Below are 25922 nucleotides of genomic sequence, written 5' to 3'. Positions count from 1 at the left end.
CCCCTGGCAGGATCAACAGGAGAACCAAAGAACGGGTTCCGGGCCGTTCAGCCGTGAGCGGGATCAAAGAATCGCGTTCGGCCCCGCAGCCTGCGCCGCCACGTCCGCCTCACGCAGCAGCCGCACCCGAAACAGCGCGCCGCCGCCCGGCGCCGGGCCGGCTTCGATCCGCCCGCCATAGCGCTCCACCAGACCCTGGCTGATCCACAGGCCCAGTCCGTGGCCCTCCGGCCGCGTGGTGACGAAGGCCTGGAACAGCTCGCGCGGATCGCCCGCAGGCAGGCCGGGGCCGTTGTCCTGCACCTCCAGCACCACCGCCTGCGCCTCGTCGCGCGTGCGCAGCACCAGGCGGCCGCCTTCGGGCATGGCCTGCATGGCGTTGATCAACAGATTGAGCAGCACCTGCTGCAGCTCCTGGCGGTTGAAGCCGACGGCCGCGCGGGCGTGGTAGTTGCGTTCCACAACCACCTGCGACTGCTCCAGCCGGTGCCGCGCCAGCATCAGGCACTCGTCGAACACCTTGCCCGCATCGAGCGCCTCGACGTAGCCCGCGTAGTCGGTCGGGCGCGCGTACTGCAGCAGTTGCGTGACGATCAGGCGCATGCGCTGCACTTGCTGGTCCAGCAGGTCCAGCTCGGGAAGGACCGGTCGCGCGTGTTCGCCCAGCGTCTCGCGCAGCAGGTCGAGGTTGCCCTGGATCACCGCGATGGGGTTGTTGATTTCGTGCGCCACGCCCGCGGTGAGCTGGCCGATGGTGGCGAGCTTTTCCGATTTCAGCAGCTGTTGCTGCGCCTGCACCAGCGAGGCATTGCTGGCCGCGAGTTCGCGCGTGCGCTCGGCCACCTTGTGGTCCAGCTCCGCGGCCCAGCGTTGCAGGCTGTGGGTGTTCTGCGCCACCACATCCAGCAGGTGGTCCAGGTGCTGGGCCAGCGAGCCCACCTCGTCGCGCGAGGCGAGCGGGCCCACCCGCGCCGCGCTGTCGCCGCCCTCGACGCGCTCGATGGTGCGGTTCATGCGCTCGACCGGTTCGAAGATGCTGCGCGCCAAACGCAGCGACAGGAAGGCGGCCCCCGCCATGGTGACGAGGAACAGCAGGCCGATGCCGCCCAGCACGCCCCACTTCACCAGCCGGAAGGGCTGCTCGAGGAAGCCCACGTACAGCATGCCCACCCGTTCGCCGTGCCCGTCCACCAGCGGCTCGTAGGCCGACACGTACCAGTCGTTGACCACGAAGGCGCGATCGAACCAGCTGCCGCCTCGCTCCAGCACGGCATCGCGCACGGCCTGCGACACGCGCGTGCCGATCGCGCGCTGGTCCTGGAACAGCCGCACGTTGGTGGTCACGCGGACGTCGTCCAGGAAGAGCGTGGCCGTTCCCTGGCTGCCGAAGGGCAGGGTGCCTTCGGGATAGACGATGTGGTTGATGTGGTCGATGAAGGGCAGGTTCTGGTTGAGCAGCAGCCCGCCGCGCAGCAGCGCCACGGTCTGGCCTGCCTCGTCGCGCACCGGCGATGTCGCCAACACCACCAGCGCCCGGTCTTCCACCGTGCGAGCCGTGGGTGCGGCATTGCGCGTGGAGACCAGCGGCACGCGGATGCGCTCGGCCAGGTGGGGTGCCACGCGGGCGACGTGCACCCCGTCGATCACCGCCAGTCGAGCCGCGCGACCGCCGGCGCTTTGCCCCGCCCAGCCGGGATCGCCCGGTGCGGCGAGGGTCAGGAAATCCAGGCCCAGCTCCTGGCGCTGGCGCGCCAGCAGCTCGCTGACGCCAGCCGTCTCGCCGCGAGCCATGAGACGGTGCAAGGCATGCGACTGCGCCACCGACTCGGTGCCGCCACCGACTTCCGCGACCACCTGGTCGAAGTAGCCGTGCGCCACGGCCAGGTCGCTGCGTACCTTGGAGATCAACAGCCCGTCGTACGCCCGCTCGGCCCACAGCACCAGCACGGCGACCAGCAGCGGCAGCACCACCACCAGCGGCAGCAGGGCCATGGCCAGCAGCTTGCGGCGCACCGACTGCGCCAGCCAGTGCACGGCCCGCCCGGGGATCAGGCGACGGACCATTCGGCCACCCGCCGCTCCAGCGTGCGGCGCGAGATGCCCAGCAACTGTGCCGCCCGCGTCTTGTCGCCCTGCACCGAGTCCAGCACGCTCAGGATGTGCTGCTTTTCCAGTGCGTGCAGGTCGGTGGGCTGGCCGCCCGCGGTGGTCAGCCGCGCCGGTGCCGGCTGCGCGTACAGGGCCGACACGTTGAGTGCGCCCAGGATCAGCGAACGCTCGATCAGGTTGCGCAGTTCGCGCACGTTGCCCGGCCAGTCGTAGCGGGTCAGGAAGGCCAGCTCGGTCGGTCCCAGCTCCAGCGGCTCGACGCCGAGCGCCGGCGCCATGCGCGCCATGAAGTGCTGGACCAGTTCAGGGATGTCTTGCTTGTGCTCACGCAGCGGCGGCAGGGCGAGTTCGACCACCTGGAGCCGGTAATAGAGGTCCTTGCGGAAGCGCCCCTGGGCCACGTCGTCGGGCAGGTGGCGGTTGGTGGCGGCGATGATGCGCACGTCCACCGGCACCAGCTGCTCGCTGCCCACCGGCCGGATCTTCAGGTCCTCCAGCGCGCGCAGCAGGGTCGATTGCACCGCCGGCGGCAGGTCCGCCACCTCGTCCAGGAACAGCGTGCCACCTTGCGCGTAATGGAACAGCCCGTCGCGGGCGCGGGTGGCGCCGGTGAACGAGCCCTTGGCGTGGCCGAAGAGTTCGCTCTCGATCAGCTCCGGCGACATCGACGCGCAGTTCACCGGCACGAACGGCCCCTGCGAGCGGGTCCCCAGCGCGTGCAGCGCACGGGCCACCAGTTCCTTGCCCGTGCCGGATTCGCCCTGCAGCAGCACCGTGCTGTGCACGGCCGCGGCCCGGCACACCGATTGCCACAGCCGTTCCATGGCCGCGGAAGAACCTACCAGCCCCCCGCGTGGAGCGGCCCCGGCGGCCTCGCCGCGCCGCAGGATGTAGTTCTCGCGGACCAGGCGCGAACGCTCCCAGCAGTGACGCACGGCGTTCAGGATCTGCGGCATGCGGAACGGCTTGAGGATGAAGTCGGATGCACCCGCGCGCAGGGCCTCGATGGCGGTCTCCAGGTCGGCGAAGGCGGTGATCAGGATCACGTCGCCCGAGAAGCCCTGCTCGCGCAGCTCCTTCAGCCACACCACGCCGTTCTTGCCCGGCAGCGACACGTCGAGGATCACCAGGTCCACGTGGTGCGTGCGCAGGCGCTGCGCGCCCTGGTCGGCGTTGCCGGCCTCCAGCACCTGATGGCAGCGCGGCGCCAGCGACTTGACCAGGAAGTTGCGCATGCCCGGCTCGTCGTCGACGACCAGGATGGACCAGAAGGGCCAGCGGTCACCAGGACGCTCGGCGGTGGCGGCAGGGGAGAGGTTCACGGGTTGCGGTACGGCGGGATGCGCAGCCATTCTAGGAACCCGGGCCTCGCGCTTCGACCGGGAATGCCCTCGTCGCCAGCCCCGGGTGCGACAACTTGTCGCGAGGGCCGCGACAGTTTGACGCGAGGGGCGTTCATGCTGCGGTGCAACCTCCTCTGACAGCGGTCACGAGGTATCGCATCGGGCGGCGGGCATGCTTCCTGCAGAGGTTCCCCCTGGGTCATCCCTGTTGCCCACGCCTTGCGGCAGCGATAGATTGGTCGGGCTGGTATGCACGGGTGTGCATACCTACGAGCTTTCCGGAGACAACCATGAGCCAGCCTGAACGCCAGCTTTCCCGCCGCAAGCTGTTCGCTGGCGCCGGCACCGTCGGTGCCGCCGCCGCAGCCGTCACCCTCCTGCCCGGCGTGCGCGACGAACCCGCGCCGCAGCCGGTCGCCAAGGAGCCGCCCGCACGCGGCGGTGGCTACTACCTGAGCGAGCACGTGCGCCGCTACTTCAAGACCACGCTCGTCTGACCCACCGACTGCGGGAGACACCCATGTTGCTCACCAAGAAATCCGGCGACGCCTCGGGCGGCCAGCGCTCGCCTTTCGTCCACAGCCTGCAGCGAGGCCTCTCGCATGCACTGCCCACCATGGATCGCCGGGGCTTCCTGCGCCGCTCGGGCCTGGGTGTCGGGGTCGGCCTCGCCGCCTCCAGCCTGGTCCTGGTGCGCAAGGCCAAGGCTGCCGGGCCCGCCGCTGTCGGCCGCGGCAAGATCGAAGTCAAGCGCACCGTCTGCACCCACTGCTCGGTGGGTTGCGCCATCGACGCCGTGGTTGAAAACGGCGTCTGGGTGCGCCAGGAGCCGGTGTTCGATTCGCCGATCAACCTGGGCGCCCATTGCGCCAAGGGTGCCTCGATCCGCGAGCACGGCCACGGCGAGTACCGGCTTCGCTACCCCATGAAGCTGGTGGACGGCAAGTACCAGCGCATCTCCTGGGACCAGGCGCTCAACGAGATCAGCGCCAAGATGCTGGAGCTGCGCAAGGCCAGCGGGCCCGAGTCGATCTACTGGATCGGTTCGTCCAAGCACAGCAACGAGCAGGCGTACCTGATGCGCAAGTTCGTGAGCCTCTGGGGCAGCAACAACTGCGACCACCAGGCGCGCATCTGCCACTCGACCACCGTCGCCGGCGTCGCCAACACCTGGGGCTACGGTGCGATGACCAACTCGTACAACGACATGCAGAACAGCAAGTGCGCGTTGTACATCGGCTCCAACGCCGCCGAGGCGCACCCGGTCTCCATGCTGCACATGCTGCACGCCAAGGAGAATGGCTGCCGCATGATCGTGGTCGATCCGCGCTTCACCCGGACCGCCGCCAAGGCCGACCAGTACGTGCGCATCCGCTCGGGCAGCGACATCCCGTTCCTGTTCGGCGTCATGCACCACATCTTCAAGAACGGCTGGGAGGACAAGAAGTACCTCGCCGACCGCGTCTGGGGCATGGACAAGGTGCGTGAAGAGGTCATGGCCAAGTGGACGCCGGACAAGGTCGAGGAAGCCTGCGGCGTGCCCGAGGCGCAAGTGGCGATGGTCGCCGAGGCCATGGCCAAGAACCGGCCTTCCACCATCGTCTGGTGCATGGGCCAGACCCAGCACACGATCGGCAATGCCATGGTCCGCGCGTCCTGCCTGCTGCAGCTCGCCCTGGGCAACATCGGCGTGTCCGGCGGCGGTGCCAACATCTTCCGCGGCCACGACAACGTGCAGGGCGCCACCGACGTCGGGCCCAACCCCGACTCGCTGCCCGGCTACTACGGCATCGCCGAAGGGTCGTGGCGGCACTTCGCCACCGCCTGGGGCCTGGACTACGACTGGATCAAGGGCCGGTTCGCCAACCCCTCGATGATGACCAAGCCCGGCATCACGGTGTCGCGCTGGATCGACGGCGTGCTCGAGAAGAACGAGAACATCGACCAGGACCCCAACCTGCGCGGCGTCGTCTACTGGGGCCACGCCCCCAACTCGCAAACGCGCGGGCTGGAGATGAAGCAGGCCATGGACAAGCTCGACCTGCTCGTCGTGGTGGACCCCTATCCGTCGGCCACCGCCGCCATGGCGGCGATGCCGGGCCGGCCCGAGGATCGCAACCCCAATCGCGCCGTGTACCTCCTGCCGGCGGCCACGCAGTTCGAGACCTCGGGTTCGGCCACCGCGTCCAACCGCTCCATCCAGTGGCGCGAGATGGTGATCGAGCCGCTGTGGGAAAGCCGCAGCGACCACATGATCATGTACCAGCTGGCCCAGAAGCTCGGCTTCGGACCGGAGCTGGTCAAGAACTACAAGATGCAGAAGGTCAGGGGCATGGACGAACCCGTGCCCGAGGACATCCTGCGCGAGATCAACCGCTCGGTCTGGACCATCGGCTACACCGGCCAGAGCCCGGAGCGGCTGAAGGCGCACATGCGCAACATGCACGTCTTCGACGTCAAGACGCTCAAGGCCAAGGGCGGCAAGGACAAGGAAAGCGGCTACGACCTCACGGGTGACTACTTCGGCCTGCCGTGGCCGGCCTTCGGCACGCCCGAAATGAAGCATCCGGGCTCGCCCAACCTCTACGACACCACCAAGCACGTGATGGACGGCGGCGGCAACTTCCGGGCCAACTTCGGCGTGGAGCGCGAAGGCCAGAGCCTGCTGGCCGGCGACGGATCGCACTCCGTGGGCGCCGACATCACCACCGGCTATCCCGAGTTCGACCACGTCCTGGTCAAGAAGCTGGGCTGGTGGGGTGAGCTGACCCCCGAGGAGCAGAAAGCGGCCGAGGGCAAGAACTGGAAGACCGACAACTCGGGCGGCATCATCCGCGTCGTCATGAAGAACCATGGCTGCCACCCCTTCGGCAACGCCAAGGCGCGCGCGGTGGTCTGGAACTTCCCCGATCCCATTCCGCAGCACCGCGAGGCCCTCTACAGCACCCGCCCGGACCTGGTCGCCAAGTACCCGGCGCACGACGACAAGAAGGCCTTCTGGCGCCTGCCCACGCTGTACAAGTCGGTGCAGCAGAAGAACATCCAGGACAAGGTGCACGAGAAGTTCCCGCTGATTCTCACCTCCGGCCGACTGGTCGAATACGAGGGCGGCGGCGAGGAGACCCGGTCCAACCCCTGGCTGGCCGAGTTGCAGCAGGAGGCCTTCGTCGAGATCAACCCCAAGGCGGCGGCCGATCGCGGCATCCGCAATGGCGATCGCGTGTGGCTGCTCACCCCCACGGGTGCGCGGCTGAACGTGCAGGCGATGGTGACCGAGCGCGTCGGCCCCGACACCGCCTTCATGCCCTTCCACTTCTCGGGGCGATGGCAGGGCGCCGACATGCTCGCCTACTACCCCAAGGGCGCGTACCCGGTGGTGCGCGGCGAGGCGGTCAACACGGCCACCACCTACGGATATGACAGCGTGACGATGATGCAGGAGTCGAAAACGACGATCTGCAACATCGAGCGAGCAGCATGAACGACCGCCCCGAAGCGCCTTCGGCGCCTCCCCTCGAGCGGCGCAGCCAGCGGCCCGGCAAAGCCGGTTCCGCGGTTGCCGCTGGAAGGGCCTGCCGCTGCGCGGTGGCCTGTGGTTGCATGGTCTGCATCCACTCGGAGCGGGTGACGCGAAGCGCAATTGAGTACTGCCAGGAGACATGCAAATGGCCCGAATGAAATTCGTCTGTGACGCCGAGCGCTGCATCGAGTGCAACAGCTGCGTCACCGCCTGCAAGAACGAGAACGAGGTGCCCTGGGGCGTGAACCGCCGCCGGGTGGTCACGCTCAACGACGGCGTTCCCGGTGAGCGCTCGATCTCGGTGGCCTGCATGCACTGCTCGGATGCGCCGTGCATGGCGGTCTGCCCGGTCAACTGCTTCTACCGCACCGAGGAAGGCGTGGTCCTGCACGACAAGGACGTCTGCATCGGCTGCGGCTACTGCAGCTACGCCTGCCCCTTCGGCGCGCCGCAGTTCCCGGCGGCCGGCACCTTCGGCGTGCGCGGCAAGATGGACAAGTGCACCTTCTGCGCCGGCGGCCCCGAGGCCAATGGCTCCGAGGCCGAGTTCACCAAGTACGGCCGCAACCGGCTGGCCGAAGGCAAGCTGCCGGCCTGCGCCGAGATGTGCTCCACCAAGGCCCTGCTCGCCGGCGACGGCGACATGGTGGCCGACATCTTCCGCACCCGCGTGCTGGCGCGCGGCAAGGGAGCCGAGGTCTGGGGCTGGGGCACCGCCTACGGCTCGCAGCAGGCCGGACAACCGACGGGAGGCACACGATGAAGGCACGCGCATTCGTGATCGCGGCTGGCGCCCTGGCGCTGCTGGCCGGCTGCAGTGAAGAACCGCAAACCGCCTCGGGCGTGAAGTCGGACACGCCCAACTACGCCGGCACCGGCCAGCCCTACGCCCTGTCCGACTGGAAGCAGGGCGACAAGGCCAGCTGGGAGCAGCAGCTGCGCACCCGCAACCAGACGCAGAACGAATATGTCCGCGTACGCCAGCAATAAGACGGGCACGTCCCCGCTGCACGCCTTCGCGCTGGCCGCCGCCATGCTGCTGGGCCTGGCGGGTGGCGCCGCCGCCCAGCAGGTGCGCCCGGCCGACGAGGCGCCTCCGCCCGCCGCCACCCGGGCGGCTCCGGCCGCACCGGCCGATGGCGGCATCCGCAGCCAGAACATCTTCGACGTCAAGCCCGACGCCGACCAGCAGCCTGGCTACATGAACCAGAGCAACGCCGAGCGCAACCGCGTCCAGCCGGGCAACAACGCGCCCCTGTGGCGCGCGGTGGGCAATGGCGTCGCCGGCACCAGCAGCCTGCCGCCTTCGCAGGCGCCCGAGGCCGGCGTGCTGATCCAGCCCCAGGTGCAGTACCCGGGCTCGCGCTTCACCACCGCCGGGGAGGCCTGGCGCCAGGTGCGCAACATCTGGATCATTCCCTACGGCGGCGCCCTGCTGCTCATCATGCTGGGTGCGCTGGCGATCTTCTACTTCACCAAGGGACCGATCGGCTCGCCCATGCACGAAGGCGGCCGCCGCATCGAGCGATTCACGCCGTTCGAACGTTCGGCGCACTGGGCCAACGCCATCGCCTTCGTGGTGCTGGCGATCTCGGGGCTCGTCATGGCCTTCGGCCGGTACATCCTGCAGCCGCTGATCGGCACCACCTTGTTCGGCTGGCTGACCTACGCGCTCAAGACGCTGCACAACTTCGTCGGCCCGCTGTTCGTCGTCTCGATGATCATCGTCTTCGTGGTGTTCGTGCGCGACAACCTGCCGCAGCGTGGCGACGGCCGCTGGATCTTCACGGCCGGCGGTACGCTGAGCAAGCAGCCGGTGCCTTCGCACCGCTTCAATGCCGGCGAGAAGTTCGTGTTCTGGATCGGGGTGCTGCTGCTCGGCGCCATCGTCATCGGCTCCGGCCTGGTGATGGACATGCTCATCCCGGGGCTGCTCTACGACCGCGGCACCATGCAGGTGGCCCACATGATCCACGCCGTGGCCGCCGTGCTGATGATGGTCATGTTCCTCGGCCACATCTACATGGGCACCATCGGCATGCGCGGGGCCTACCGCGCCATGCGCGAGGGCTACGTCGACGACGAGTGGGCGCGCGAGCACCACGGCTACTGGCACGACGACATCGTCGCTGGCCGCATCCCGGCGCAGCGCAGCACCACCCATCCGACCGGGCCGGCAGCCGCCGACGTGCGGCCCGCCTGAACGAACCACGGAGCCTGCAAGATGAAGCGAATCCTGGCCCCCCTGCTGATCACCCTGCTGGCGCCGCTGGCGCTGGCCAAACTGCCCGAGGTCAAGCTCGACGATGCCGCCAAGGCCAAGGCCGAGGAAACCAGGGCCAAGGCCGCCTGGCAAGCCAAGGTCGACGCCTTCCAGCTGTGCCGCTCGCAAGACCGTGTGGTGTCGCACTACAAGAAGAGCGGACCCAAGCCACAGCAGTCCGGCACCGCCGCGCCTGCGACTGCGTCGGCTCCCGCCAATGGGCCGGCTTCGGCGAACGCGACGGCCGCCGCATCACCTGCCACGTCCACGGCGGGCGCTGCAGCGTCCACCACGGCGCCCGCCGGTTCCGTGGTGCAGACCGCCGGCGCACCGGCGGCGGGCGGCAACATCGCCCCTTGCGTCGAGCCCGGCCCCTTCGCCTATACGCCTCCGGCCGAACGGCCCCTGGAGACATCGGGCGCGCACTCGCCGGCCGCCAACCCGGGTTCCACGCCCAGCGTGCTTCCGAACTCGTCCCAGATGAACCCGGCTCCCAAGTAGCCCTTTGCTCCCACGCACCGGCCCGGGTCCCGCGGTGCGGGACCCGCATGGCCCCTCCATGGTCCTGCCCCGCCTCACCCAAGCCCGCGCGCCGCTCGTTCGCGACATCCAGGTCGTGGACGAGTGGGGCCAGGCGCAAACCCTGCAGATCCCGGCGGAACGAGACCTCACGGTGTACGTGGACCGGCGCGAGCTGGTCACCCTGATGACCCTGGGCGCGCATCCCGAGTGGCTGGTGCTGGGCTACCTGCGCAACCAGCGCCTGGTGCGCTCGCCGGCCGACGTGGAGTCGGTCTCGGTCGATTGGGAGGTGGGAGCCGCCGCCGTGCGCACGCGCGATGGCATCGACCGGATCGAGGAGCGCACGGCCCGGCGCGTGGTCACCACCGGCTGCGGGCAGGGCAGCGTCTTCGGCGGCCTCATGGACGAACTGCACGAGCTGCGGTTGCCTGCGGCCCAACTCACCCAGGCCCAGCTCTATGCCCTGGTCAACGTGATCCGCCTGCAAGAGAGCACGTACAAGTCCGCCGGCTCGGTGCACGGCTGCGCGCTGTTTCGCGGCGAAGAGATGCTGGTCTTCGTCGAGGACGTCGGCCGGCACAACGCCATCGACACCATCGCCGGCTGGATGTGGATGCACGGCGTGGGCACCGCGCAAGCCGAGCCCGATTCACCGTTCGTTTTCTACACCACGGGCCGGCTGACCAGCGAGATGGTCATCAAGTCGGCACAGATGGGTGTTGCCGTGGTGGTCTCGCGCAGCGGCATCACCCAGATGGGCCACGACATCGCCAGCCGCATCGGCCTATGCGCGATCGGCCGGGCCACCAACCGGCACTTCTACTGCTACACGGCGCCGGACCGACTGGTGCTGCAGCCGGGGCTGGCCGGCCAACGGCGCGAGAGCGGGCGGGATTGAAAGAATCATTCTGTTCTCCCCGAGGCGATCCAAGGGCCATCGGGGCGGCCCCACGGGTGCCCGGCTTTCCCTAAACTGCCTCGATGCACCTGGACCTCTCGCGTGTTCGTGCCCTGTGCTTCGATGTCGACGGCACCATCGCCGACACCGACGACCACATCGTGGCGCAGGTCGCAAGCCTCCTCTACCGCGTGCCCCTGCTCAGCGGCCGGCGCGCCGAGCGGTTGGCGCGGCAGATCGTCATGGGGGCGGCCAACCCGGTGAACCGGGCCTACGGGCTGCTCGATCGCTTGCATCTCGATGGGCCCTTCCACCGATTGCGTGCACGGATCAAGCAGGTCCGCCGCGCCAGTCCCGGGCCGGCCCACGGGCGCAACCCCGAAGCCGCCGACGAGGTGCCGCACGAGATGATGGCCGGCGTGCAGGAGATGCTGTCCCTGCTGGCGGCGCATTTCCCCATGTCGACCATCTCCACCGGTACCGCGCCGCGCGTCGAGCGGTTCCTCGAGCACTACGGCGTGCGCCAGCACTTCAAGGCGGTGGTCGGCGCCCAGACCACGCGGCGGATGAAGCCGCATCCGGAACCGCTGCTCTACGCCGCCGACGCCATGGGCGTGCCGCCCGACGCGTGCCTGATGATCGGCGACACGCAGGTCGACATCGCCACCGGCCGCAGCGCCGGGGCCCAGACCGTGGGCGTGCTGTGCGGCTTCGGCACCGAAGCGGAGTTGCGCGCGGCCGGTGCGCACATGGTCCTGCCGACCACCTCCGACCTGCTGGCCCTGCTGCGGCCGGCCGAAGACGCGCTGGGCACCTCCGCCGTGCCGCATGCCAACCTGGAAGAAGCCATGAAGTGACGCGCGCCTTCAGCGCGCGCCCGGAACCTCACCCAGCCAGCGATACAGCGCGTCACGGTACGGCCGGTCGAAGCGGCCGAAGTAGTCCGGGCTCGTGCTGGCCTGGCAGCTTGCCGAACCGGCGTAGAGGTTGGCCGAGAGGTAGTTCCGCCCGTCGACGGACTGGAACAGCGCCGAACCGCTGCTGCCGCCCTGCGTGGTGCCCCGGCTCCAGCGCACGCGGGTGAAGTCGTCGCCGGGTTCCTCGCAGCTGAGCCCGCCTTCGCTCAGCCAGGCACAGCCGGTGGTGCCGGTGATCTCTCCGGCACTGAGTTTCAGCAGGTCCCCGGCCGGGTGGTGCAGGGCGGTCACCGGTGTGCCGGCCAGCGGGGCCGACAGCAGCGATCCGGCGTAGCGCACGCCGGCCGGCGGCGTTCGCTCCAGCCGCATGAAGGCGGTGTCGGTGGCCGTCGACGCGTACAGCAGCGTGGCGCCGCCCAGCAGCCGCATCGAGCTGGGATCCAGCGTGCCGCTGTCGCAGAAGGCCGACCGATAGAACCAGTAGGTGACCACCGTCGAGGCGACGGTCTGGCTGTCGATGCAGTGCTGTCCGCTGAGGAACCAGGGCGTGCCGCTCGCGGCCACGTCGGCCATCAGGGTGCCGGTGCACAGGTAGCTGATGCCGTCGCGGACGTACTCCATGCGGGCGACGGCGCGGCTCTCGGGCCGCCAGGCGTTCTCGCAGGATGCGTCCACGTTGCAGACCGAGGCCTCGCCGATCTTCAGGAAGGCGTCCTGCGAGCGCGCGAGGTCCACCCACAGGTGCGACAGGCGGGGCACCGCCACCTGCACCTCGGACGGAGCGGTGCCGGCCGGCAGCACGATCTGCAGCTGCGCGTCGGGGCCGCCGATGGCGGGAAGCCAGAAGGTCCGGCCCGCCTCGCTCGTATCGCCGGCCCGCCGGTTGCGTTCCAGCGCGGCGGTGATCTCCCGACCGCCGAGAGTGGCGGCGACCGGGCCTTCGGGTCGTGCGACCCGGACCTGGGCGCCGTCGGGCAGGCGATGCACCAGCAGGCCCAGGCGAATCGACGCGGCGCCCTCGGAACGCAGGTTGAGCGCCCCGGCGAAGCGGCCGTCGGCCAGTCGGCGCCAGCCGAGCCGACGCGCGGTCGCGGCCAGGCTGGCGGTGGCACCGACGGGCCGGGCCTGCCCGATCTGGCGCGGTGGCATCCGGCCGGTGCCACCGGCGGCCGCCGCCGAGGCCGCCCGCGGCTGCGGTGCGGGCGCCGGGTCGAGCTGAACCCACTCGGCTGGCAGTGCCAGCGTGTCTGGGCCCGCCCCGGAGGAGGCAGGGGTTGATCGAAGGTTCAGGTCGTCGTAGGGCTCGATCCGTGCGGGGGTGGCGGGTGGCGGCGCCGGTGCGGGCGCGGGCGCCGGCACGGGGGCCGGTGCGGGCGCGGGCGCCGGCACGGGTGCCAGGGCGGGAGCGGGCGCAGGAGCAGGAGCAGGAGCAGGAGCAGGCAAGGGCGGCGCCGGCTGGGGGTCCGGCAGGGGTGTCGGTACCGGCGGGCTGGCCGGGGGTGCTGGCGCCTCCACGGCCGGGGGCGACGAGGGTGCCGCACCGCCTCCGCCGCCTCCACAGCCGGCGACGAAGACCGCGCACAGGGCGGCCCAGGATGACCGCAGGGCGGCCGGGCGAGGGAAAGGGGGAGGGGGCATGCCGACGTTCAGGTACTTCACGGATCGGGCGCTGCCCGGCCGGGCGACTGTCGGGCCGAACGGCTGCCCAGCCAATGACCCGAACGGGCCATCGACCCCGCGCCCCCAGCCGGACGCCAGGTCATCGGCCTTCGAGTCGACCCGCTTTCTGGTCCGGATCGCCGGCGATCACCCGCCGCTCGGCGCGGTAACGTGTGAAGCCGATGCGGTCGAAGAATTCCAGCAACTGGATGGTGAGGTTGCGGCCCACGCCCGAGCGGTCGCGAAAGCTCGCCGCATCGAACCAGCCCTCGGGCGCCGCGGCGGCCGTCTCGCGCGCCACCGCCATCAGCGCGTGCACGGTTTCGGGCAGGAAGTAGCGGTTGCGAGCGACCTGCACGACGTGGCCCATGCCCGCCACGCGCGCCAGCGCGGCGCTGGCCTCCTCCACGGGCAGCTCCAGCAAAGCGGCCAGCTCGCCCAGGGGCGGCGGCCGCAGGCCCGTGGGCTGCAGCAGCGCCCGCACGCGCTCCACCAGCGCGGCATCCTGTGGATCCAGCCGCGCCTGGTGTCCTGGCCGGCGCAAGAGAAAGCCGTCCCGCACCAGCAGCCCGTCCGCCACGGCCGCGCGGATCGCGGCCTGCCGCAGCGGCGCCTCGTCGGCGCGGTGCCCGGAGGCGGCCGGCAAGGCGCGCAGCAGGGCCGACTCGCCGATGCCCACGCGCGAGGGGTGGTCGCGGTGCCAGTCGTCCACCACCCGCGGCACCGCCTCCACCAGCGCACGCCAGGCCGATTCGCTGACCAGCCGAGGCCCGTGCGGCATGGCGACCGCACGGGCGTCCAGGCCCTGTCGAATCGCGTCCATGCGTTCGGGCTGCAGGTTCCACTGGCGCGCGAACACGGCGAGGTCCACGCCTCCGGGGCGCAGCTCCAGCAGTCGGCCCAGCACGCGGGCGGCGTCGTCGTCCTGCAGCGCCGCCAGTTCGGCCAGCCGCGCGCCGCCGCGACGGCTGCGCAGCGGCGGCGCGTCGTCGAGCACCACGCCGCCGCCGAGCAGGGCGTGCGCCGAAGGGTCGCGCAGCACGAAGCGGTCGCCGTGCAGCGCACTCACCGGCGCCTGCAGCTGCACCTGGGCCCATCCTTCTTCACCCGGCTCCAGACGAAGCGGCTGCAGCAACAGCAGCCGGGCCGGCAAAGCCGCCGCGCCGATGTGCAGTTGCGCCTGCGCGTGACCTTCCAGCGGGCGCGGTGCCGAGGGCAGCAGCCGCAGCCGCACGTCCAGCCGCAGGGTGGGTGCGTGCAACGCCGGATCGACCAGCCAGGTGCCGCGCGCCAGCTGCTCGCGCGGCGCGCCGGGCAGGGCGATGGCGCAGCGCTGGCCCGCACGGACCACGTCGACGGCGGTGCCGGCGCGCTGCACCCCGCGCACGCGGTGCGGGCTGCCGGCCGGCGACAGCACCAGCGTGTCGCCCGCGCGCACCTGGCCCGAGATGACCGTGCCCGTGGCCACCGTGCCGGCGCCGGCGCGCGAGAACGCCCGATCCACCGCCAGTCGGAAGCCGCCGTGCGGCTCGGAGGCGGGGGTGTCCGCCTGCAGCGCGAGCAGCGCCTCGCGCAGCTCGCCCACGCCGTCGCCCCGGGCCGCGCTCACCTCGAACAGCGGTGCGCCCGACAGGGCCGTGCCCCGCACCAGGGCCTGCACCGCGGCACGCACCTGCGCCACCCGCTCGGGTGCGACGCGGTCGGTCTTGGTCAGGGCCACCACGCCGCGCGTGATGCCCAGCAGCTGCAGCAGGTCCAGGTGCTCGCGCGTCTGCGGCATGGGGCCGTCGTCGCAGGCCACCACCAGCAGCGCGGCGTCGGAAGCGGCCAGGCCGACGATGGCCTGGCGCAGGAAGCCTTCGTGCCCGGGCACGTCGGCGAAGCCCAGCGGCTCGGGGCCGGCCTCGAGATGGGCGAAGCCCGGCTCGATGGTCATGCCCCGGCGCTTCTCCTCGGGCAGGCGGTCGGTGTCGACGCCGGTGAGCGCGTGCACCAGCCGCGTCTTGCCGTGGTCCACATGGCCGCAGACCGCGACGATCATGGCTTAGTCCACTGAATCACCGAAAGAGCACCCCCATGCTGCGCGATACGGGCGCACTGCGGCGTTGCAAACCCTCGCGATACCACTGGGTATCGCCGCGGCTTGCGCCTTGCATTGCGTCCCGTTTCGCTTCGCCTGGGGGGGTGCCATTCCAGTGATTCAGCGGACGATGGGCGAAGCCCGGGGCTTCCTGCGTCACCGCCAGTCGTCCACCTTCACCGTCTTGGCCCGGCCCAGGCTGCCGCCCACCATCTTCCACGCGGCCTGCGTTTCGCCGCCCATCACCACCACGCTGATGTCCTCGGGGCGGTACTTGCGCACGACCTCGTCGGGCGCGGCCTTGAGCATGCTCGCCCAGGGCTCCACGCCGGCCTCGGCATGCGGCTTGATGAGGGTGCGCACCCATTGGTCGTCCCAGTACTCGCGGGCCGTGAGGCGCGCGTTGTCGGCCAGCCATTCGACCAGCTGCTGCTTGGTTTGGAAACCCTTGTCGACGAGCTCGCGCGCGGCGATGGGGTCGAGCAGCACGATGGGCGGGCTGTAGGTCTCGCAGGCCGCCAGGCTGCGGCGGAAGCGCTCCTGCCAGGTCTCGCGCGTGCCGAAGCCGCTGATGGTGTACCAGCCACCGAGGTAGAGGGTCACCGTGCTGTCCTCGGCCTTGAAGCCGCGCTGCACGTGCAGCGGCTCCCAGGGGCTGCGCTCCTCGTTCTCGGCCCAGGTGCAGGCGTAGTTGTAGACGTTGCCGATCGAGCCCATGTAGGTCTCGCCGATGACCGAGCCGCCCTGCAGGTTCTGGCTCAGCAGCCCGTAGGCGCGGCCCACCGCCGTGTTGGCATGGCTGTACGGGCCCATGGCGCCGATGCCGCTGTTCATGCCGATCTCGTGGCGGATGGGCCCGTTCACGATGGCCGGCGCGGCCCAGCTGGTGGTGCTGCTCGAACGCGCGGTCATGCCGCTGGCGGCCATGGCCAGGATCAGCGGGAAGTACTCCGGCCGGGCCCCCGCCATGACCGCGTTCACCGCGACCTTCTCCACGGTGAACTGCCAGAACTCGCGGAAGTTCGCCGGCCGCAGCTGCCCCACGATCTCGTCGGGCTTGCGGCTGGTGCCGCGCAGCATGGCCTGCACGCGCTCCTCGGTGGGCAGCACCACGGGCATGTAGTCGGTCCAGCGGTTCTGCTCGAAGAGCTGGTGCAGGCTGTCCTCGTCAGCGGGGTCCAGCAGGCGCGGCGTGTCGCGCTCGAAGCTCACGCCCGCCAGGTCCTCGGCGGTGAGTTCGCCGGTCAGGCCTTCGAGCAGCTCCCGGATGAAGGGACGCTTGCTGACCGGGTCGGGACCGTCGATGTAGGCGCGCAATTGCTCGGGTGGCACGCCCACCACCGGCTGCGGCACGAAGGCCTGGCGCAGCGTGGGCGTGCCATTGGTGCGAGCCGACTGGCGCGCCAGTCGTGCGAAGGGTTGCGTGTGGACGGCGACGGTGGGAACACCATCGGCCTCTACCGCCATTGCCAGCCCGGCGACCGTCGGGCAGCAAGTGCTTCAGAGACCGACGGCGAAGACCGCCGCGTCCGCCTCGCGGACCACCTTGGCCCGCATGTCGGGATCGTCGACCCAGCTTTCGCGGGGCTTGACGATCTCGGTGCGCACGCTGGGCATGTGTTCGCGGAACCAGGCCTGCAGCTGCTGCATGAAGACCTCGGAGTTGTCGAACAGGCAATCGACCAGGTGCACCAGCTTGCCCTCGAGCGTGGGCAGGCGCGGCGCCAGGCGCTTGGCGGACACCTTGGGGGCGTAGCCCCTCGGGTCGTGGACTTGGATCAGGCGGGACATGACTCGCGGTCTCCTGTATCAGGTGTTGAGGTATTTGTGCGCGGCCTCGGCGGCGGCCTTGCCATCGGCCTCGGCCTCGGCGGCCTGGCCGTTGTTGCCGCTGCGCGCGAAGCCGGCGGCGAACAGGCCCGGCTGCTTGCTGCCCATGTGTCCATCGACAGGGATGCGGCCGTCCGCGTCGAGCTCGACGACGCCCTGCAGCCAGCCCGTGTTGGGCAGCAGGCCGGCATAGGCGAACACGCCGGCCACCGGCAGGGTGCGGCCGTCGGCCAGGGTCACGGCCTCGACGCCGTTGTCGCCTTCGATCGCGGTGACGCGGGCGCCCTCGTGGACCTGGATCTTCGGCTGGGCCCGCACGCGTTGCTGCCAGCTCTCGCGCGCCCGCAGCGGCCCGCGCGAGATCAGGTGCACCTCGCTGGCATGGGCGGCGATCGTGAGCGCCTCCTGGCAGGCCGCGTCGCCGCCGCCCACCACCGCCACCGGCTTGCCGCGCAGCAGTGGTCCGTCGCAGCTGGCGCAGTGGCTCACGCCCTTGCCGGCCAGGCGCTCCTCGCCCGGCACGCCCAGCGGCCGCAGGTGCGCGCCGGGTGCCAGCACCACGGCGCGCGCGCGCACGCTGCCTTCGGGGCTGGTCACGATCCAGCCGTCGCCATCGGGCTGCAGGGCGCTGGCGTCGTCGTTGATGAACTCGGCCCCGGCATCCATCGCCGCCTCTTGCGCCATGGGGCACAGGTCGTAGCCGGGGATGCCTTCGGGATGCTCGGGCATGCCTTCCACCGATTCGATGGAGAGCAGCAGCCCGCCGGGTGCGGGGCCGGTGAACGCCGTGCACTTCACGCCCAGGCGAGCCAGCTCGGCCGCCGCTGTCAGGCCGGCGAGTCCGCCGCCGACCACTGCCACGTCTGTCTGTTGCATGCGGTGAGCTTATCGTCGACCGCGCCGCCCGGGCAATCACATCGGCGCCGCTGGGATGCGGGCTGCTTATGTCGCGGCTCTAGCGCGTGCGTGGGCGGAGGGGAATGGGAGTCGAACCCACCCGGCGACGCTTGGCGCCACCCACCGGGTTTGAAGCCCGGCCGATCCACCGGGATCGTGTCCCCTCCTGAACCGCTGTACCCCCCGAAGCGGCCTATCGGCCGAGCCCCCTGAATCCCCCCAGGGGGCGCAACCAGCGGCCCGGCAAAGCCGGTTCCGCGGTTGCCCTGGAACGGCCTGCCGCTGCGCGACGGCCTGCCTGCTCGCTTCTCTCGTGCCGAGCAGCGGTCATGAGAGCTCTCGCTGAAGTTGCGGCAACTGGGCCGTGAGCATATCCGGTGATTCGAGGCAGCGCAGGTCCAGCCAGAGGCGATCTTCGGCGATGCGGCCGATGACGGGCTGGGGCAGGGCGCGCAGGGCGGTGGCGAGGGCTTCGAGCGCGCTGCCCGTGCCTTTGCGTGCGGTGCCTGCGGGTGCGAGCGCGAGCCCGGCCGAGGGGAGGCGGTCGATGGGGAGGGAGCCCGAGCCGATCTGGCTCTGCATGTCCTCCACGGTCACGGCGAAGCGAGGGGCCACGGCGTGGGTGACGGCAGGGGCGAGTCGCTCGGCCATGGCGCGGATGTCGGCGGCGGGGCGGGTCAGCAGGCGCAGGGTGGGGAGGTCCTGCGTCAATCTCTCGGGACGCAGGTAGAGGCGCAGCGTGGCCTCGAGCGCGGCCAGGGGGAGCTTGCCCATGCGCAGGGCACGCTTCATGGGGAAGGTGCGGATGCGGCGCACGGCCTCGCGCGTGCCGACGATCAGGCCGGCCTGCGGGCCGCCCAGCAGCTTGTCGCCGCTGAAGGTGACCACGTCGCAGCCGGCCGCGAGTTTTTCCTGCGGCAGCGGTTCGCGCGGCAGTCCCCAGGTGGCCAGGTCCACCAGCGAGCCGCTGCCCAGGTCGCTGGCCAGCGGCAGGCCATGCGCGTGCGCGATGGCCGCCAACTGCGCCTCGTCGACCGAGGCGGTGAAGCCCTGCACCGCGTAATTGCTGGTGTGCACCTTGAGCAGCAGCGCGGTGCGCTCGTTGATGGCGCGCTGGTAGTCGTGTGCGTGCGTGCGGTTGGTGGTGCCCACCTCGACCAGCCGCGCGCCGGCCGAGGCCATCACGTCGGGCAGGCGGAAGGCGCCGCCGATCTCGACCAGCTCGCCGCGCGAGACGATGACCTCGCGTCCATGGGCCGTCGCAGCCAATGTCAGCAGCACGGCCGCCGCGTTGTTGTTGACCACCGTCGCGGCCTCGGCGCCGGTGATCGTGGTGAGCAGTTCCTCGACCACGTCATCGCGGTCGCCACGGCCGCCGCGGGCCAGGTCGTACTCGAGGTTGTTCGGGCCCTGCATGGCCAGCAGGTGCTCGATCACCGGCTCGGCCAGCAGGGCCCGGCCGAGGTTGGTGTGGATCACCGTGCCGGTGAGGTTGATGACCCGCCGCATGCGTGGGCGAAGGCGTTCGGCGATGCGGTCGCGCAGTGCCGTGACCAGCGCATCCGTTTCGACGCGGGTGGCGTCGAGCCGGCCCGCCAGGGCCTGCGCACGCAGCGACTCCAGCAGCGCGCGCGCCTCGTGCAGCACCAGCGTGCGGCCATGCTCGTCCAGCAGCGCGGCCGCCGCCGGCCCATGCAGCAGTCGGTCGACGGACGGCAGGTCCTTGGGCGAGGCAAGGTGCTCGGAAGGCAGGCTGGACATGATGCAGGCAGGATAGCTTCTATCGATGGTTGGACGCGGTGCGGGCCTCGCCCATCAGGGCAACGCCGCGCGGCGGCGCCCGATGAAGGGCGTCACGGGTTTCAAGGTAAAACGTCGTCTTGCGAGCTTTCCTCGAAGCTACAACAACAAGACCAGGAGATCTCATGCGCACCCCCACCTCGCCGGTCGCCATCGTGGCCGATCCTTTGTCCTCGGCCTGCCTGCGCGTGCTCTGCGCGCTCGACCACAAGGGGGTGGACCTGCCGCTGCGGCCGCTCAAGTTGCGCGAGCGGGAGCAGCACGGGCCGCAGCACCGCGACCTGAACCCCGCGCTCGGCGTGCCGGTGCTGCTGCTGGAAAACGGCGAGGCGATCATGCAGTCGATGGCGATCCTGGAGTACCTGGAGGCCTGCTATCCCCAGATGCCCCTGGTTCCGGCCGACCCGCTGCAGGCCGCGCGCGTGCGCAGCCTGTGCCACCTGGTGGCCTGCGACATCCATCCGCTGACCAACATGCGCGTGCGCGACCGGGTCGCCACGGCCTGGGGCGAGGCGGCGGGGCGCGACTGGGTGCAGCACTGGTTCGGCGAAGGGCAGGCCGCGCTCGAGGGCTGGCTGGCCCACTGGAGCGGCCCTCACTGCATCGGCGACAGCCTGGGCCTGGCGGACTTCCTGGTCGTGCCGGCGGTGTTCACGATGGTCCGGCTGAACTGTGCGCCGGCGTCGGGCACGCGGCTGGCGGAGGTGTTCAATGCGGGCCTGCGGACCCCGGCATTCCGGCGCATCGTGGCCGCGGGTGGGCGGGACATCTGAGCGCAGGTGCGGTCGCAGAGTCTCGGGTATGCCTGGGCCGCGAACGGAGCGTTCCCCTGGGCCCGTCCGAGGTACTTCCCGCGGGGCTGGCTGCGACCGGGCGGGTTCCTAGAACCGCCCGGCGCCCGACCCCTGCGGCTGCTTGTGCGGCTGCGCGTCGCCGTCTTCCCCCACGTACCGGTTGCCTTCGATCGACCGCCCGCCTTGCAGCAGCATGTCGCGATAGGCCTGCGCGGTGAGCCCCGTCATGCTGGCGCACATGTTCTGCACGCTCACGCCGTGGGTGGCGCCGAGCTTGACCAGGAAATAGATGTTGCCGCCCTCGACGATCAGCCTGTTGAGGTCTCGGGCGAGCACGGCTTCCTTCTGCGCCGGGCTCATGGGCCAGTCGGCGAGGTAAGCCTCGGGATCGGCCAGGAAGCGCTGGCGGTTTGCCGCGCTCATCAGGCTCATGCAGAACTGGTTGAGCCAGTAGCCCTTGCGGGATTGCTGGGCGTCGAACAGCGTGGTGCCTGGAATGCTCTCGAACGAATCGGGCGATGACGACATGGCGCCTCCTCAGTGGCTGGCGTGCAGCACGAACAGCGCTCGGCGGCGGGCGATGCGCCAGCCCTGGTCGGTCCTGACCAGCACGTCGTGGAACTCGCCCACCATCTGCCGGGGTTCGGCCGGGCGGCCGTACGGGCCGGCCTCGTCCTTGGCGTTGCCGCCCCACAGCAGCACCAGGCTGGTGGCACGGGCCTCGGTGGGACTGTCGGGCTCGACCAGCGTATTGGTGACCAGGTGCCGGGTGATGCGCTCCGGCGCGCGCGCGGCATAGGCCTGGCGCACCGCCTCGCGGCCCTGCAGCGGCGCGCCACTCGGCCGCTCGAGCACACCGTCTTCGGTGAACAGCGCGGCAAAGCCGTCGGCGTCGTTGGCGTCCACGGCCGCGGCGCCGCGGTGGATCACATCGCGGCAGGCGGCGGTGATGGTCAGTCGTTCGAGTTCGTTCATCGGTGTCCAGCCCTTCAGTCCACCAGCCATTCGCGCAGCGCGGCGCTGACGGCTTCGGGTTGCTCCATGGTGCTCATGTGCCCCGAATTCTCGATCACCACCAGCCGCGATCCGGGCACCAGCGCCTGCATCTCCTCGTGCCGCTGCAGGGGGCTCCAGGCGTCCTGGCGGCCGCACGCCAGCAGGGTGGGGCAGCGCAGGCCCTGCAGCACCGGCGTGGCATCGGGCCGATGCAGCAGCGCCTCGATCTGGGCCGCAAACACCTCGGGCGTCTTGCGCGCGACCATGTCCAGCACGGCCTCGAACACGGGGGTGTCCAGCCGGTCCGGATGGACCATGCCCACGGCCCATTCGCGTGCCATCTCGCGCATGCCGCGGGTGCGCGCGATCTCCAGCAGGGCCAGGCGCTTGCGTTGCTCGGCATCGCCGGCGTCGCCGGGCTGCCGGGCCTCGTAGCCGGTGTCCAGCAAGGCGATCCGCTGAATGCGCGCCGGCGCAAGCCGCGCCATCTCCAGCGCCACGCGGCCGCCCATGGAATGGCCAGCCAGCGCGAAGCGCTCGGCCGGCGCCTGTTCGAGGACGAGCCGCGCCATCTGCGTGATGGACGACGCCAGGCCGTAGTCGGGGATGAAGCACGGCGCGCCCGCCAGGGCCTGCTGCTGCGGCGCCCAGACGGCGTCGTCGCACAGCAGACCGGGCAGCATCACCAGGGTCGGTCGTTCCATCCCGGCAGGATCGCACGGGCCGCGAGCGGGGACCAATGCGGATTGCTGCCGGGATATTTGTTCGCCTTATGAGCCCAGCGCACCAGCCTGCAGCCGCAACGATTCGAGCAGCGCCAGCAGGTCCGGCGAGGGCTCCCCGCCGCTGCGCATCGCGATGCCGATCTTGCGCGTGGTGCTCGACATCGGCACCGGCACCACGCGGAGGATGCCGGCGCGCTCGTCGCGCCGCGCCTGGCCCATCGAGGCGAATGCCAGGTAGTCGGTGCCCGAGACGATGGCCCGGGTGAAGCCCGAGCTGGTGGCCTGCACGAAGTCGTCTGGCGGCGCGAGCCCGGCCGCGGTGAAGGCGCGCTCCAGCGCGGCGCGCGCCGGCGTGTTGGGCAGCGGCACCACCCACGGCCAATGCAGCAGCGACTGCAGGCTCAGGTCGGCGCCCTGCAGGCACGGGTGGTCGGGTCGCGCGATCACCGCCAGCTCGTCCTGGAACAGCGGCTCCTGCTCGACCTCCGACGGCGGCTCGGCGCGCAGGGCGCCGACCACGAGGTCCACGTCGGCGCTGCGCAACTGGCGGGTCAGGCTTTCATAAGTGCCATCGACCACCGTCACGCGGATCTCCGGGTGCCGCTCGCGCACGGCCGCCACCGCTCGCGGCAGCACCAGGTGCACCGACATGGGCAGCGCGCCGATGACCACGCGGCCGCGAACCTGTCCCCGCCAGGCGGCGATGTCGGCCTCCATCGCGCGCAACTCGGCCACCGCCAGCTTGACCCGGCGCAGCAGCGCTTCGCCGCTGTCGGTCAGGCGCGTGCCGCGGGCGGACTTGATGTAGAGCGAGGCCCCGCAGGCGTCCTGCAGCGCCTGCAGCGACCGGTGCACGGCCGGCTGGGTGATGCCCAGCGCCTCGGCCGCGGCGGATTCGGTCGAGCGGGCCGCCACCGCCAGCAGCGCCTTGAGGAAGGCCGGTGCCACCGAGGCGGCGAAGCGCTGCGGCAGCGGGGCCCGGCGTGGCGGCGGCGTGGACAGTTGCAGGGCCTCGGCCGCACCCTGGGCCAGCAGGGCCTGCATGCGCGCGGACCGCGTGGCGAGCCGTGCGCCCAGCGGCGTGGGAGCCATGCCGCGCGCACCCCGTTCGAAGAGGGCTTCGCCGACGTGGTGTTCGAGGTCGCGGATGGATCGCGTGACGGCGGGCTGGGACAGGTGCACCACCTCGGCGGCGCGGGTGGTGCTGCCGTGTTCGGCGACGGCGGACAGGCAACGCAGTGCCTTGATGCGCTCGATGCTGTCCGGCACCTCTCGTTCGGCGGCTGAGGCGTGGGACAGGCGGGGGTCGTCGCTCGACACGGGCGCGAGTATATCGACGGGGTCCGGCGCGCTTGGCCGGCTGAACCGTGGGACTTCGCCCACGTGCTGCATGCCTGCACGCTGGCAGCCACAGCCCATCCTCACTGGTGATACTGGGTCATCCAACGCAACCAAGAATCGCAACGCCCATGAGTTCCAGCCACCACGCGCGCCGCCAGCAGGCGCTGATGAAACAGTGCACCGCCCTGGCGGTCGCCGCCCCGCAAGTCGTCGCCCACCGGGTGTCGCGCATGGCTTTGGCCGGCCCGGTGCTGTCGAACCGCGATCGGCGTGAGTTCCAGCGGATGTTCACCGAGAAGTCGTCCGCCTTCGTCGAATCGTGGATGGCGATGTGGATGGAGTGGGCCCGCACCAGCTGGACCATGGCCGCCGGCGCTTTCACCGGCGGCCCCTGGACGGCCGCTCGCTGGGCCGAGAACATGAGCGCCGCCAGCGTGGCCGTGGCCGCACGCGGCCTGGCCCCGGTGCACCGCCGCGCGACCGCCAACTCGAAGCGCCTGGGAGCGCTGAAGGGCTAGGGTCCAGGGGGCGTGTCCCCCCTAGCCACTGATCCCTCACCCTCAACCCCTGAGTTGCTCAAGGCGCCGCACACGTGTACCCCGCGGCCGTGTTCGGATCACCGCCGTTGAAGCGCGGGTAGAGCGGCCACTTGCAGGCTGCGCGGCGTGCCACCACGGAGCCGCCCACCCGCTGCACGGTCTCGATGCGTTCGCCGGGCGGCTGGTTGCGCTCGACCCAGTCCTCCAGCGCCGCCAGCCAGTCGAACTGGGTGGCGGGCCAGTTGCTGGCGCCGTTGCCGCCGTGGTCGGCGCCGGGCACGAAGTACAGCCGCACGAACTCGTCCACCGCAGGCTGGCCCATGCGGGCGACCACGCTGTTGTAGTAGGCGATGGTGGCGCGCGGGCTGCGCGCGTAGTCGCCGCCGTGCTCCACGATGATCAGCTTGCCGTTGCTCGCGCGCAAACCGCTCAGGTCGGGGTTGGTCGCGTCGACGACGGGCGCGAGTTCCTGGATCCGTGAACTGAAACGCGCCGGCGTGAAGCCGGTCGCCGGGTCGGTGCTGAGTGCGTCGTAGTTCGGGTCGCGGGCGATGAAGTTGCGCACGTACTGCGCCCCGAAGTTGGCAATGTTCGAGCCCGGGGTGGTGGGGGTGGGCGCGGCGCTGCCGGTCACCCAGGTCACCCAGCTGGCGGTCGGGTCGAACTCGTGGCCCCAGCCCCAGCCGGAATAGCCGTTCACGTTGTTCGCGACGGTGAAGCCGTAGTTCAGGTCCTGGTGCACGGCGTTCACGGTGGCGATCTGCTTGTCGGACAGGCAGGTGTTGCCCTCGTCGGTGCCCGAGGGGCAGCGCAGCGTGGTCGGATCGAAGGTGCAGGCGGCGTAGTTGCTGATCACGCCGTCGGTGCGGCCGTCCAGCGGATCGCACACCTGCATGACCGCGTTGTGCAGCAGTTGCACCTTCGCGCTGTTCATCCAGCCCAGTCCGCTGCCGTTGTCGTACATGGCCTGGCCGACGCGGTTGCCGAAGATCTGCAGCCCGGTGAAGTTGACCACGGGCACCCGGACCAGGATGCCGTCGTAGTCGGCGGGGAAGCGCTGCGCCACCGTCAGTCCTTCGCGGCCGCCCTGCGAGCTGCCCACCCAGTAGGTGCGGCTGGGCGCCTTGCCGTATCGCTCGCGCATCAGCTGCACGGCGACATCGCGGGTCTTCTTCATCTGCGCGTAGCCGAAGTTCAGCACGGCCTCGGGATTGGTGCCGAAGCTGGCATTGCCGCCGGTATGCCCCGAGTCGCTGCCGAAGGTGGCGTAGCCGCGCGCCAGTGGAACCGGATCACCCGTCGGTGCGGACGGCACGGCGCCGGTGCCGGACACCACCGTGCCGTTGTAGCCGCCGCCCCCGAAGTGCACGGCCTTGTCGTTCCAGCTGGTCGGCAGGTTCACACGGAAGTTGATGGGCAGTCCGTTGACGGCATCCACCGGCAGGATCGCCCCCCGCACGTCGCAATGCTCAGGCAGTCCCCCGGCCGCGGCCACGACGGTGGCCGTGTCGATGCGGGCACCGTTGCTGTCCAGCCCGATCCGGTCCTTGGGAAGCGTCATGCCGGCCAGATCGGCACAGGCCTTGGTCTGCACCACCGGGTCACCGTCGCTGCCGCCGCAAGCTGCCAGGGCGGCAGCCGCCAATGCCGTCAGCGAAGCTGTCCGGCCGAAAGTCGCTCTCATCGGTT

General features: G+C 70.8%; 22 protein-coding genes and 1 tRNA gene. 10 read left to right on the top strand and 13 right to left on the bottom strand.

Going from position 1 to position 25922, the window contains the following annotated elements; all coding sequences use genetic code 11:
- Positions 1–63 precede the first annotated feature (63 nt).
- On the bottom strand, positions 64–2064 hold the full coding sequence (locus JI739_RS07095) for a sensor histidine kinase (protein WP_201683099.1): 2001 nt from the start codon (positions 2062–2064) through the stop codon (positions 64–66).
- Positions 2049–3431 carry a sigma-54-dependent transcriptional regulator gene (locus JI739_RS07090; protein ID WP_354003686.1) on the bottom strand — a complete coding sequence of 461 codons (1383 nt, stop codon included), beginning with the start codon at positions 3429–3431 and terminating at the stop codon, positions 2049–2051. Before JI739_RS07090 ends, JI739_RS07095 begins: the two co-directional genes overlap by 16 nt.
- Before the next feature lie 311 nt (positions 3432–3742).
- Between JI739_RS07090 and JI739_RS07085 the strand changes: the two genes are divergently transcribed.
- From JI739_RS07085 to JI739_RS07050, 8 genes are all read left to right on the top strand, one after another.
- Positions 3743–3949, top strand: coding sequence for a formate dehydrogenase (locus tag JI739_RS07085; RefSeq protein WP_201683097.1), 207 nt, complete (start codon positions 3743–3745; stop codon positions 3947–3949).
- A 23-nt stretch (positions 3950–3972) separates the two neighbouring features.
- Positions 3973–6933 (top strand): formate dehydrogenase subunit alpha, encoded by a 2961-nt coding sequence (locus JI739_RS07080; RefSeq protein ID WP_201683096.1) that lies wholly within the window; start codon positions 3973–3975, stop codon positions 6931–6933.
- A gap of 184 nt (positions 6934–7117) precedes the next feature.
- Entirely contained in the window at positions 7118–7735 is a 618-nt protein-coding gene (gene fdh3B / locus JI739_RS07075; RefSeq protein ID WP_201683095.1) for a formate dehydrogenase FDH3 subunit beta, read from the top strand.
- Positions 7732–7962, top strand: coding sequence for a hypothetical protein (locus JI739_RS07070; RefSeq protein ID WP_201683094.1), 231 nt, complete (start codon positions 7732–7734; stop codon positions 7960–7962). Before fdh3B ends, JI739_RS07070 begins: the two co-directional genes overlap by 4 nt.
- On the top strand, positions 7940–9175 hold the full coding sequence (locus JI739_RS07065; protein ID WP_236589095.1) for a formate dehydrogenase subunit gamma: 1236 nt from the start codon (positions 7940–7942) through the stop codon (positions 9173–9175). Before JI739_RS07070 ends, JI739_RS07065 begins: the two co-directional genes overlap by 23 nt.
- A 21-nt stretch (positions 9176–9196) precedes the next feature.
- Entirely contained in the window at positions 9197–9736 is a 540-nt protein-coding gene (locus tag JI739_RS07060; protein ID WP_201683093.1) for a hypothetical protein, read from the top strand.
- A 58-nt stretch (positions 9737–9794) separates the two neighbouring features.
- A complete protein-coding gene (locus tag JI739_RS07055; protein WP_201683092.1) occupies positions 9795–10655 on the top strand; it encodes a formate dehydrogenase accessory sulfurtransferase FdhD in 861 nt (286 codons plus the stop codon).
- Between the two features lie 83 nt (positions 10656–10738).
- On the top strand, positions 10739–11512 hold the full coding sequence (locus tag JI739_RS07050; RefSeq protein ID WP_201683091.1) for an HAD family hydrolase: 774 nt from the start codon (positions 10739–10741) through the stop codon (positions 11510–11512).
- Between the two features lie 9 nt (positions 11513–11521).
- Here JI739_RS07050 and JI739_RS24830 read toward each other — a convergent pair whose 3' ends face one another.
- The 6 genes from JI739_RS24830 to selA all read right to left on the bottom strand — a co-directional run bounded on the left by JI739_RS24830 (position 11522) and on the right by selA (position 19799).
- On the bottom strand, positions 11522–12961 hold the full coding sequence (locus JI739_RS24830) for a trypsin-like serine peptidase (protein ID WP_201683090.1): 1440 nt from the start codon (positions 12959–12961) through the stop codon (positions 11522–11524).
- A gap of 370 nt (positions 12962–13331) precedes the next feature.
- On the bottom strand, positions 13332–15272 hold the full coding sequence (selB, locus tag JI739_RS07040; RefSeq protein ID WP_201683089.1) for a selenocysteine-specific translation elongation factor: 1941 nt from the start codon (positions 15270–15272) through the stop codon (positions 13332–13334).
- Between the two features lie 195 nt (positions 15273–15467).
- Positions 15468–17102, bottom strand: coding sequence for a UGSC family (seleno)protein (locus tag JI739_RS07035; protein WP_435531589.1), 1635 nt, complete (start codon positions 17100–17102; stop codon positions 15468–15470).
- Between the two features lie 18 nt (positions 17103–17120).
- On the bottom strand, positions 17121–18017 hold the full coding sequence (locus tag JI739_RS07025; protein ID WP_201683086.1) for an NAD(P)/FAD-dependent oxidoreductase: 897 nt from the start codon (positions 18015–18017) through the stop codon (positions 17121–17123).
- A gap of 95 nt (positions 18018–18112) precedes the next feature.
- A tRNA-Sec gene (locus tag JI739_RS07020) sits at positions 18113–18205 on the bottom strand.
- A 160-nt stretch (positions 18206–18365) separates the two neighbouring features.
- Entirely contained in the window at positions 18366–19799 is a 1434-nt protein-coding gene (gene selA, locus JI739_RS07015; RefSeq protein ID WP_201683085.1) for an L-seryl-tRNA(Sec) selenium transferase, read from the bottom strand.
- Positions 19800–19963: 164 nt separating this feature from the next.
- Between selA and JI739_RS07010 the strand changes: the two genes are divergently transcribed.
- Positions 19964–20611: a glutathione S-transferase N-terminal domain-containing protein gene (locus tag JI739_RS07010; protein WP_201683084.1), complete on the top strand. Its 648-nt coding sequence runs from the start codon at positions 19964–19966 to the stop codon at positions 20609–20611.
- 108 nt (positions 20612–20719) lie between these two features.
- Here the strand turns inward: JI739_RS07010 and ligA are convergent, their stop codons facing one another.
- The 4 genes from ligA to JI739_RS06990 form a co-directional block, all read right to left on the bottom strand.
- Complete coding sequence (gene ligA, locus JI739_RS07005) at positions 20720–21160, bottom strand: protocatechuate 4,5-dioxygenase subunit alpha (RefSeq protein WP_201683083.1); 441 nt, start codon at positions 21158–21160, stop codon at positions 20720–20722.
- 9 nt (positions 21161–21169) lie between these two features.
- Positions 21170–21607 carry a nuclear transport factor 2 family protein gene (locus tag JI739_RS07000; protein ID WP_201683082.1) on the bottom strand — a complete coding sequence of 146 codons (438 nt, stop codon included), beginning with the start codon at positions 21605–21607 and terminating at the stop codon, positions 21170–21172.
- Positions 21608–21621: 14 nt separating this feature from the next.
- Complete coding sequence (locus JI739_RS06995) at positions 21622–22332, bottom strand: alpha/beta fold hydrolase (protein ID WP_201683081.1); 711 nt, start codon at positions 22330–22332, stop codon at positions 21622–21624.
- A gap of 66 nt (positions 22333–22398) precedes the next feature.
- Positions 22399–23673, bottom strand: a complete 1275-nt coding sequence (locus JI739_RS06990; protein WP_354003685.1) for a LysR substrate-binding domain-containing protein — start codon at positions 23671–23673, stop codon at positions 22399–22401.
- Between the two features lie 149 nt (positions 23674–23822).
- Between JI739_RS06990 and JI739_RS06985 the strand changes: the two genes are divergently transcribed.
- Positions 23823–24212 carry a polyhydroxyalkanoate granule-associated phasin gene (locus tag JI739_RS06985; protein WP_236589093.1) on the top strand — a complete coding sequence of 130 codons (390 nt, stop codon included), beginning with the start codon at positions 23823–23825 and terminating at the stop codon, positions 24210–24212.
- A gap of 58 nt (positions 24213–24270) precedes the next feature.
- Here JI739_RS06985 and JI739_RS06980 read toward each other — a convergent pair whose 3' ends face one another.
- On the bottom strand, positions 24271–25917 hold the full coding sequence (locus tag JI739_RS06980; protein ID WP_201683079.1) for a tannase/feruloyl esterase family alpha/beta hydrolase: 1647 nt from the start codon (positions 25915–25917) through the stop codon (positions 24271–24273).
- Between the last annotated feature and the right edge of the window lie 5 nt (positions 25918–25922).

The organism is Ramlibacter aurantiacus (genome assembly GCF_016722895.1).
Classification (GTDB): Bacteria; Pseudomonadota; Gammaproteobacteria; order Burkholderiales; family Burkholderiaceae_C; genus Ramlibacter; species Ramlibacter aurantiacus.
The sequence above is the reverse complement of the archived record's forward strand: the minus strand, read 5'-3'. Positions and strand labels throughout refer to the sequence as shown.

Excerpts from the sequence above, each read along its gene's own strand:
- JI739_RS06995 (WP_201683081.1), bottom strand. The coding sequence starts at position 22,332 with ATGGAACGACCGACCCTGGTGATGCTGCCCGGTCTGCTGTGCGACGAC.
- JI739_RS07060 (WP_201683093.1), top strand. The coding sequence starts at position 9,197 with ATGAAGCGAATCCTGGCCCCCCTGCTGATCACCCTGCTGGCGCCGCTG.
- selB (WP_201683089.1), bottom strand. The coding sequence starts at position 15,272 with ATGATCGTCGCGGTCTGCGGCCATGTGGACCACGGCAAGACGCGGCTG.
- JI739_RS07055 (WP_201683092.1), top strand. The coding sequence starts at position 9,795 with ATGGTCCTGCCCCGCCTCACCCAAGCCCGCGCGCCGCTCGTTCGCGAC.
- selA (WP_201683085.1), bottom strand. The coding sequence starts at position 19,799 with ATGTCCAGCCTGCCTTCCGAGCACCTTGCCTCGCCCAAGGACCTGCCG.
- JI739_RS07000 (WP_201683082.1), bottom strand. The coding sequence starts at position 21,607 with ATGAACGAACTCGAACGACTGACCATCACCGCCGCCTGCCGCGATGTG.
- JI739_RS07080 (WP_201683096.1), top strand. The coding sequence starts at position 3,973 with ATGTTGCTCACCAAGAAATCCGGCGACGCCTCGGGCGGCCAGCGCTCG.
- JI739_RS06985 (WP_236589093.1), top strand. The coding sequence starts at position 23,823 with ATGAGTTCCAGCCACCACGCGCGCCGCCAGCAGGCGCTGATGAAACAG.
- JI739_RS07085 (WP_201683097.1), top strand. The coding sequence starts at position 3,743 with ATGAGCCAGCCTGAACGCCAGCTTTCCCGCCGCAAGCTGTTCGCTGGC.
- JI739_RS07095 (WP_201683099.1), bottom strand. The coding sequence starts at position 2,064 with ATGGTCCGTCGCCTGATCCCCGGGCGGGCCGTGCACTGGCTGGCGCAG.
- fdh3B (WP_201683095.1), top strand. The coding sequence starts at position 7,118 with ATGGCCCGAATGAAATTCGTCTGTGACGCCGAGCGCTGCATCGAGTGC.
- JI739_RS07025 (WP_201683086.1), bottom strand. The coding sequence starts at position 18,017 with ATGCAACAGACAGACGTGGCAGTGGTCGGCGGCGGACTCGCCGGCCTG.
- JI739_RS07010 (WP_201683084.1), top strand. The coding sequence starts at position 19,964 with ATGCGCACCCCCACCTCGCCGGTCGCCATCGTGGCCGATCCTTTGTCC.
- JI739_RS07070 (WP_201683094.1), top strand. The coding sequence starts at position 7,732 with ATGAAGGCACGCGCATTCGTGATCGCGGCTGGCGCCCTGGCGCTGCTG.
- JI739_RS07065 (WP_236589095.1), top strand. The coding sequence starts at position 7,940 with ATGTCCGCGTACGCCAGCAATAAGACGGGCACGTCCCCGCTGCACGCC.
- JI739_RS06980 (WP_201683079.1), bottom strand. The coding sequence starts at position 25,917 with ATGAGAGCGACTTTCGGCCGGACAGCTTCGCTGACGGCATTGGCGGCT.
- ligA (WP_201683083.1), bottom strand. The coding sequence starts at position 21,160 with ATGTCGTCATCGCCCGATTCGTTCGAGAGCATTCCAGGCACCACGCTG.
- JI739_RS07050 (WP_201683091.1), top strand. The coding sequence starts at position 10,739 with ATGCACCTGGACCTCTCGCGTGTTCGTGCCCTGTGCTTCGATGTCGAC.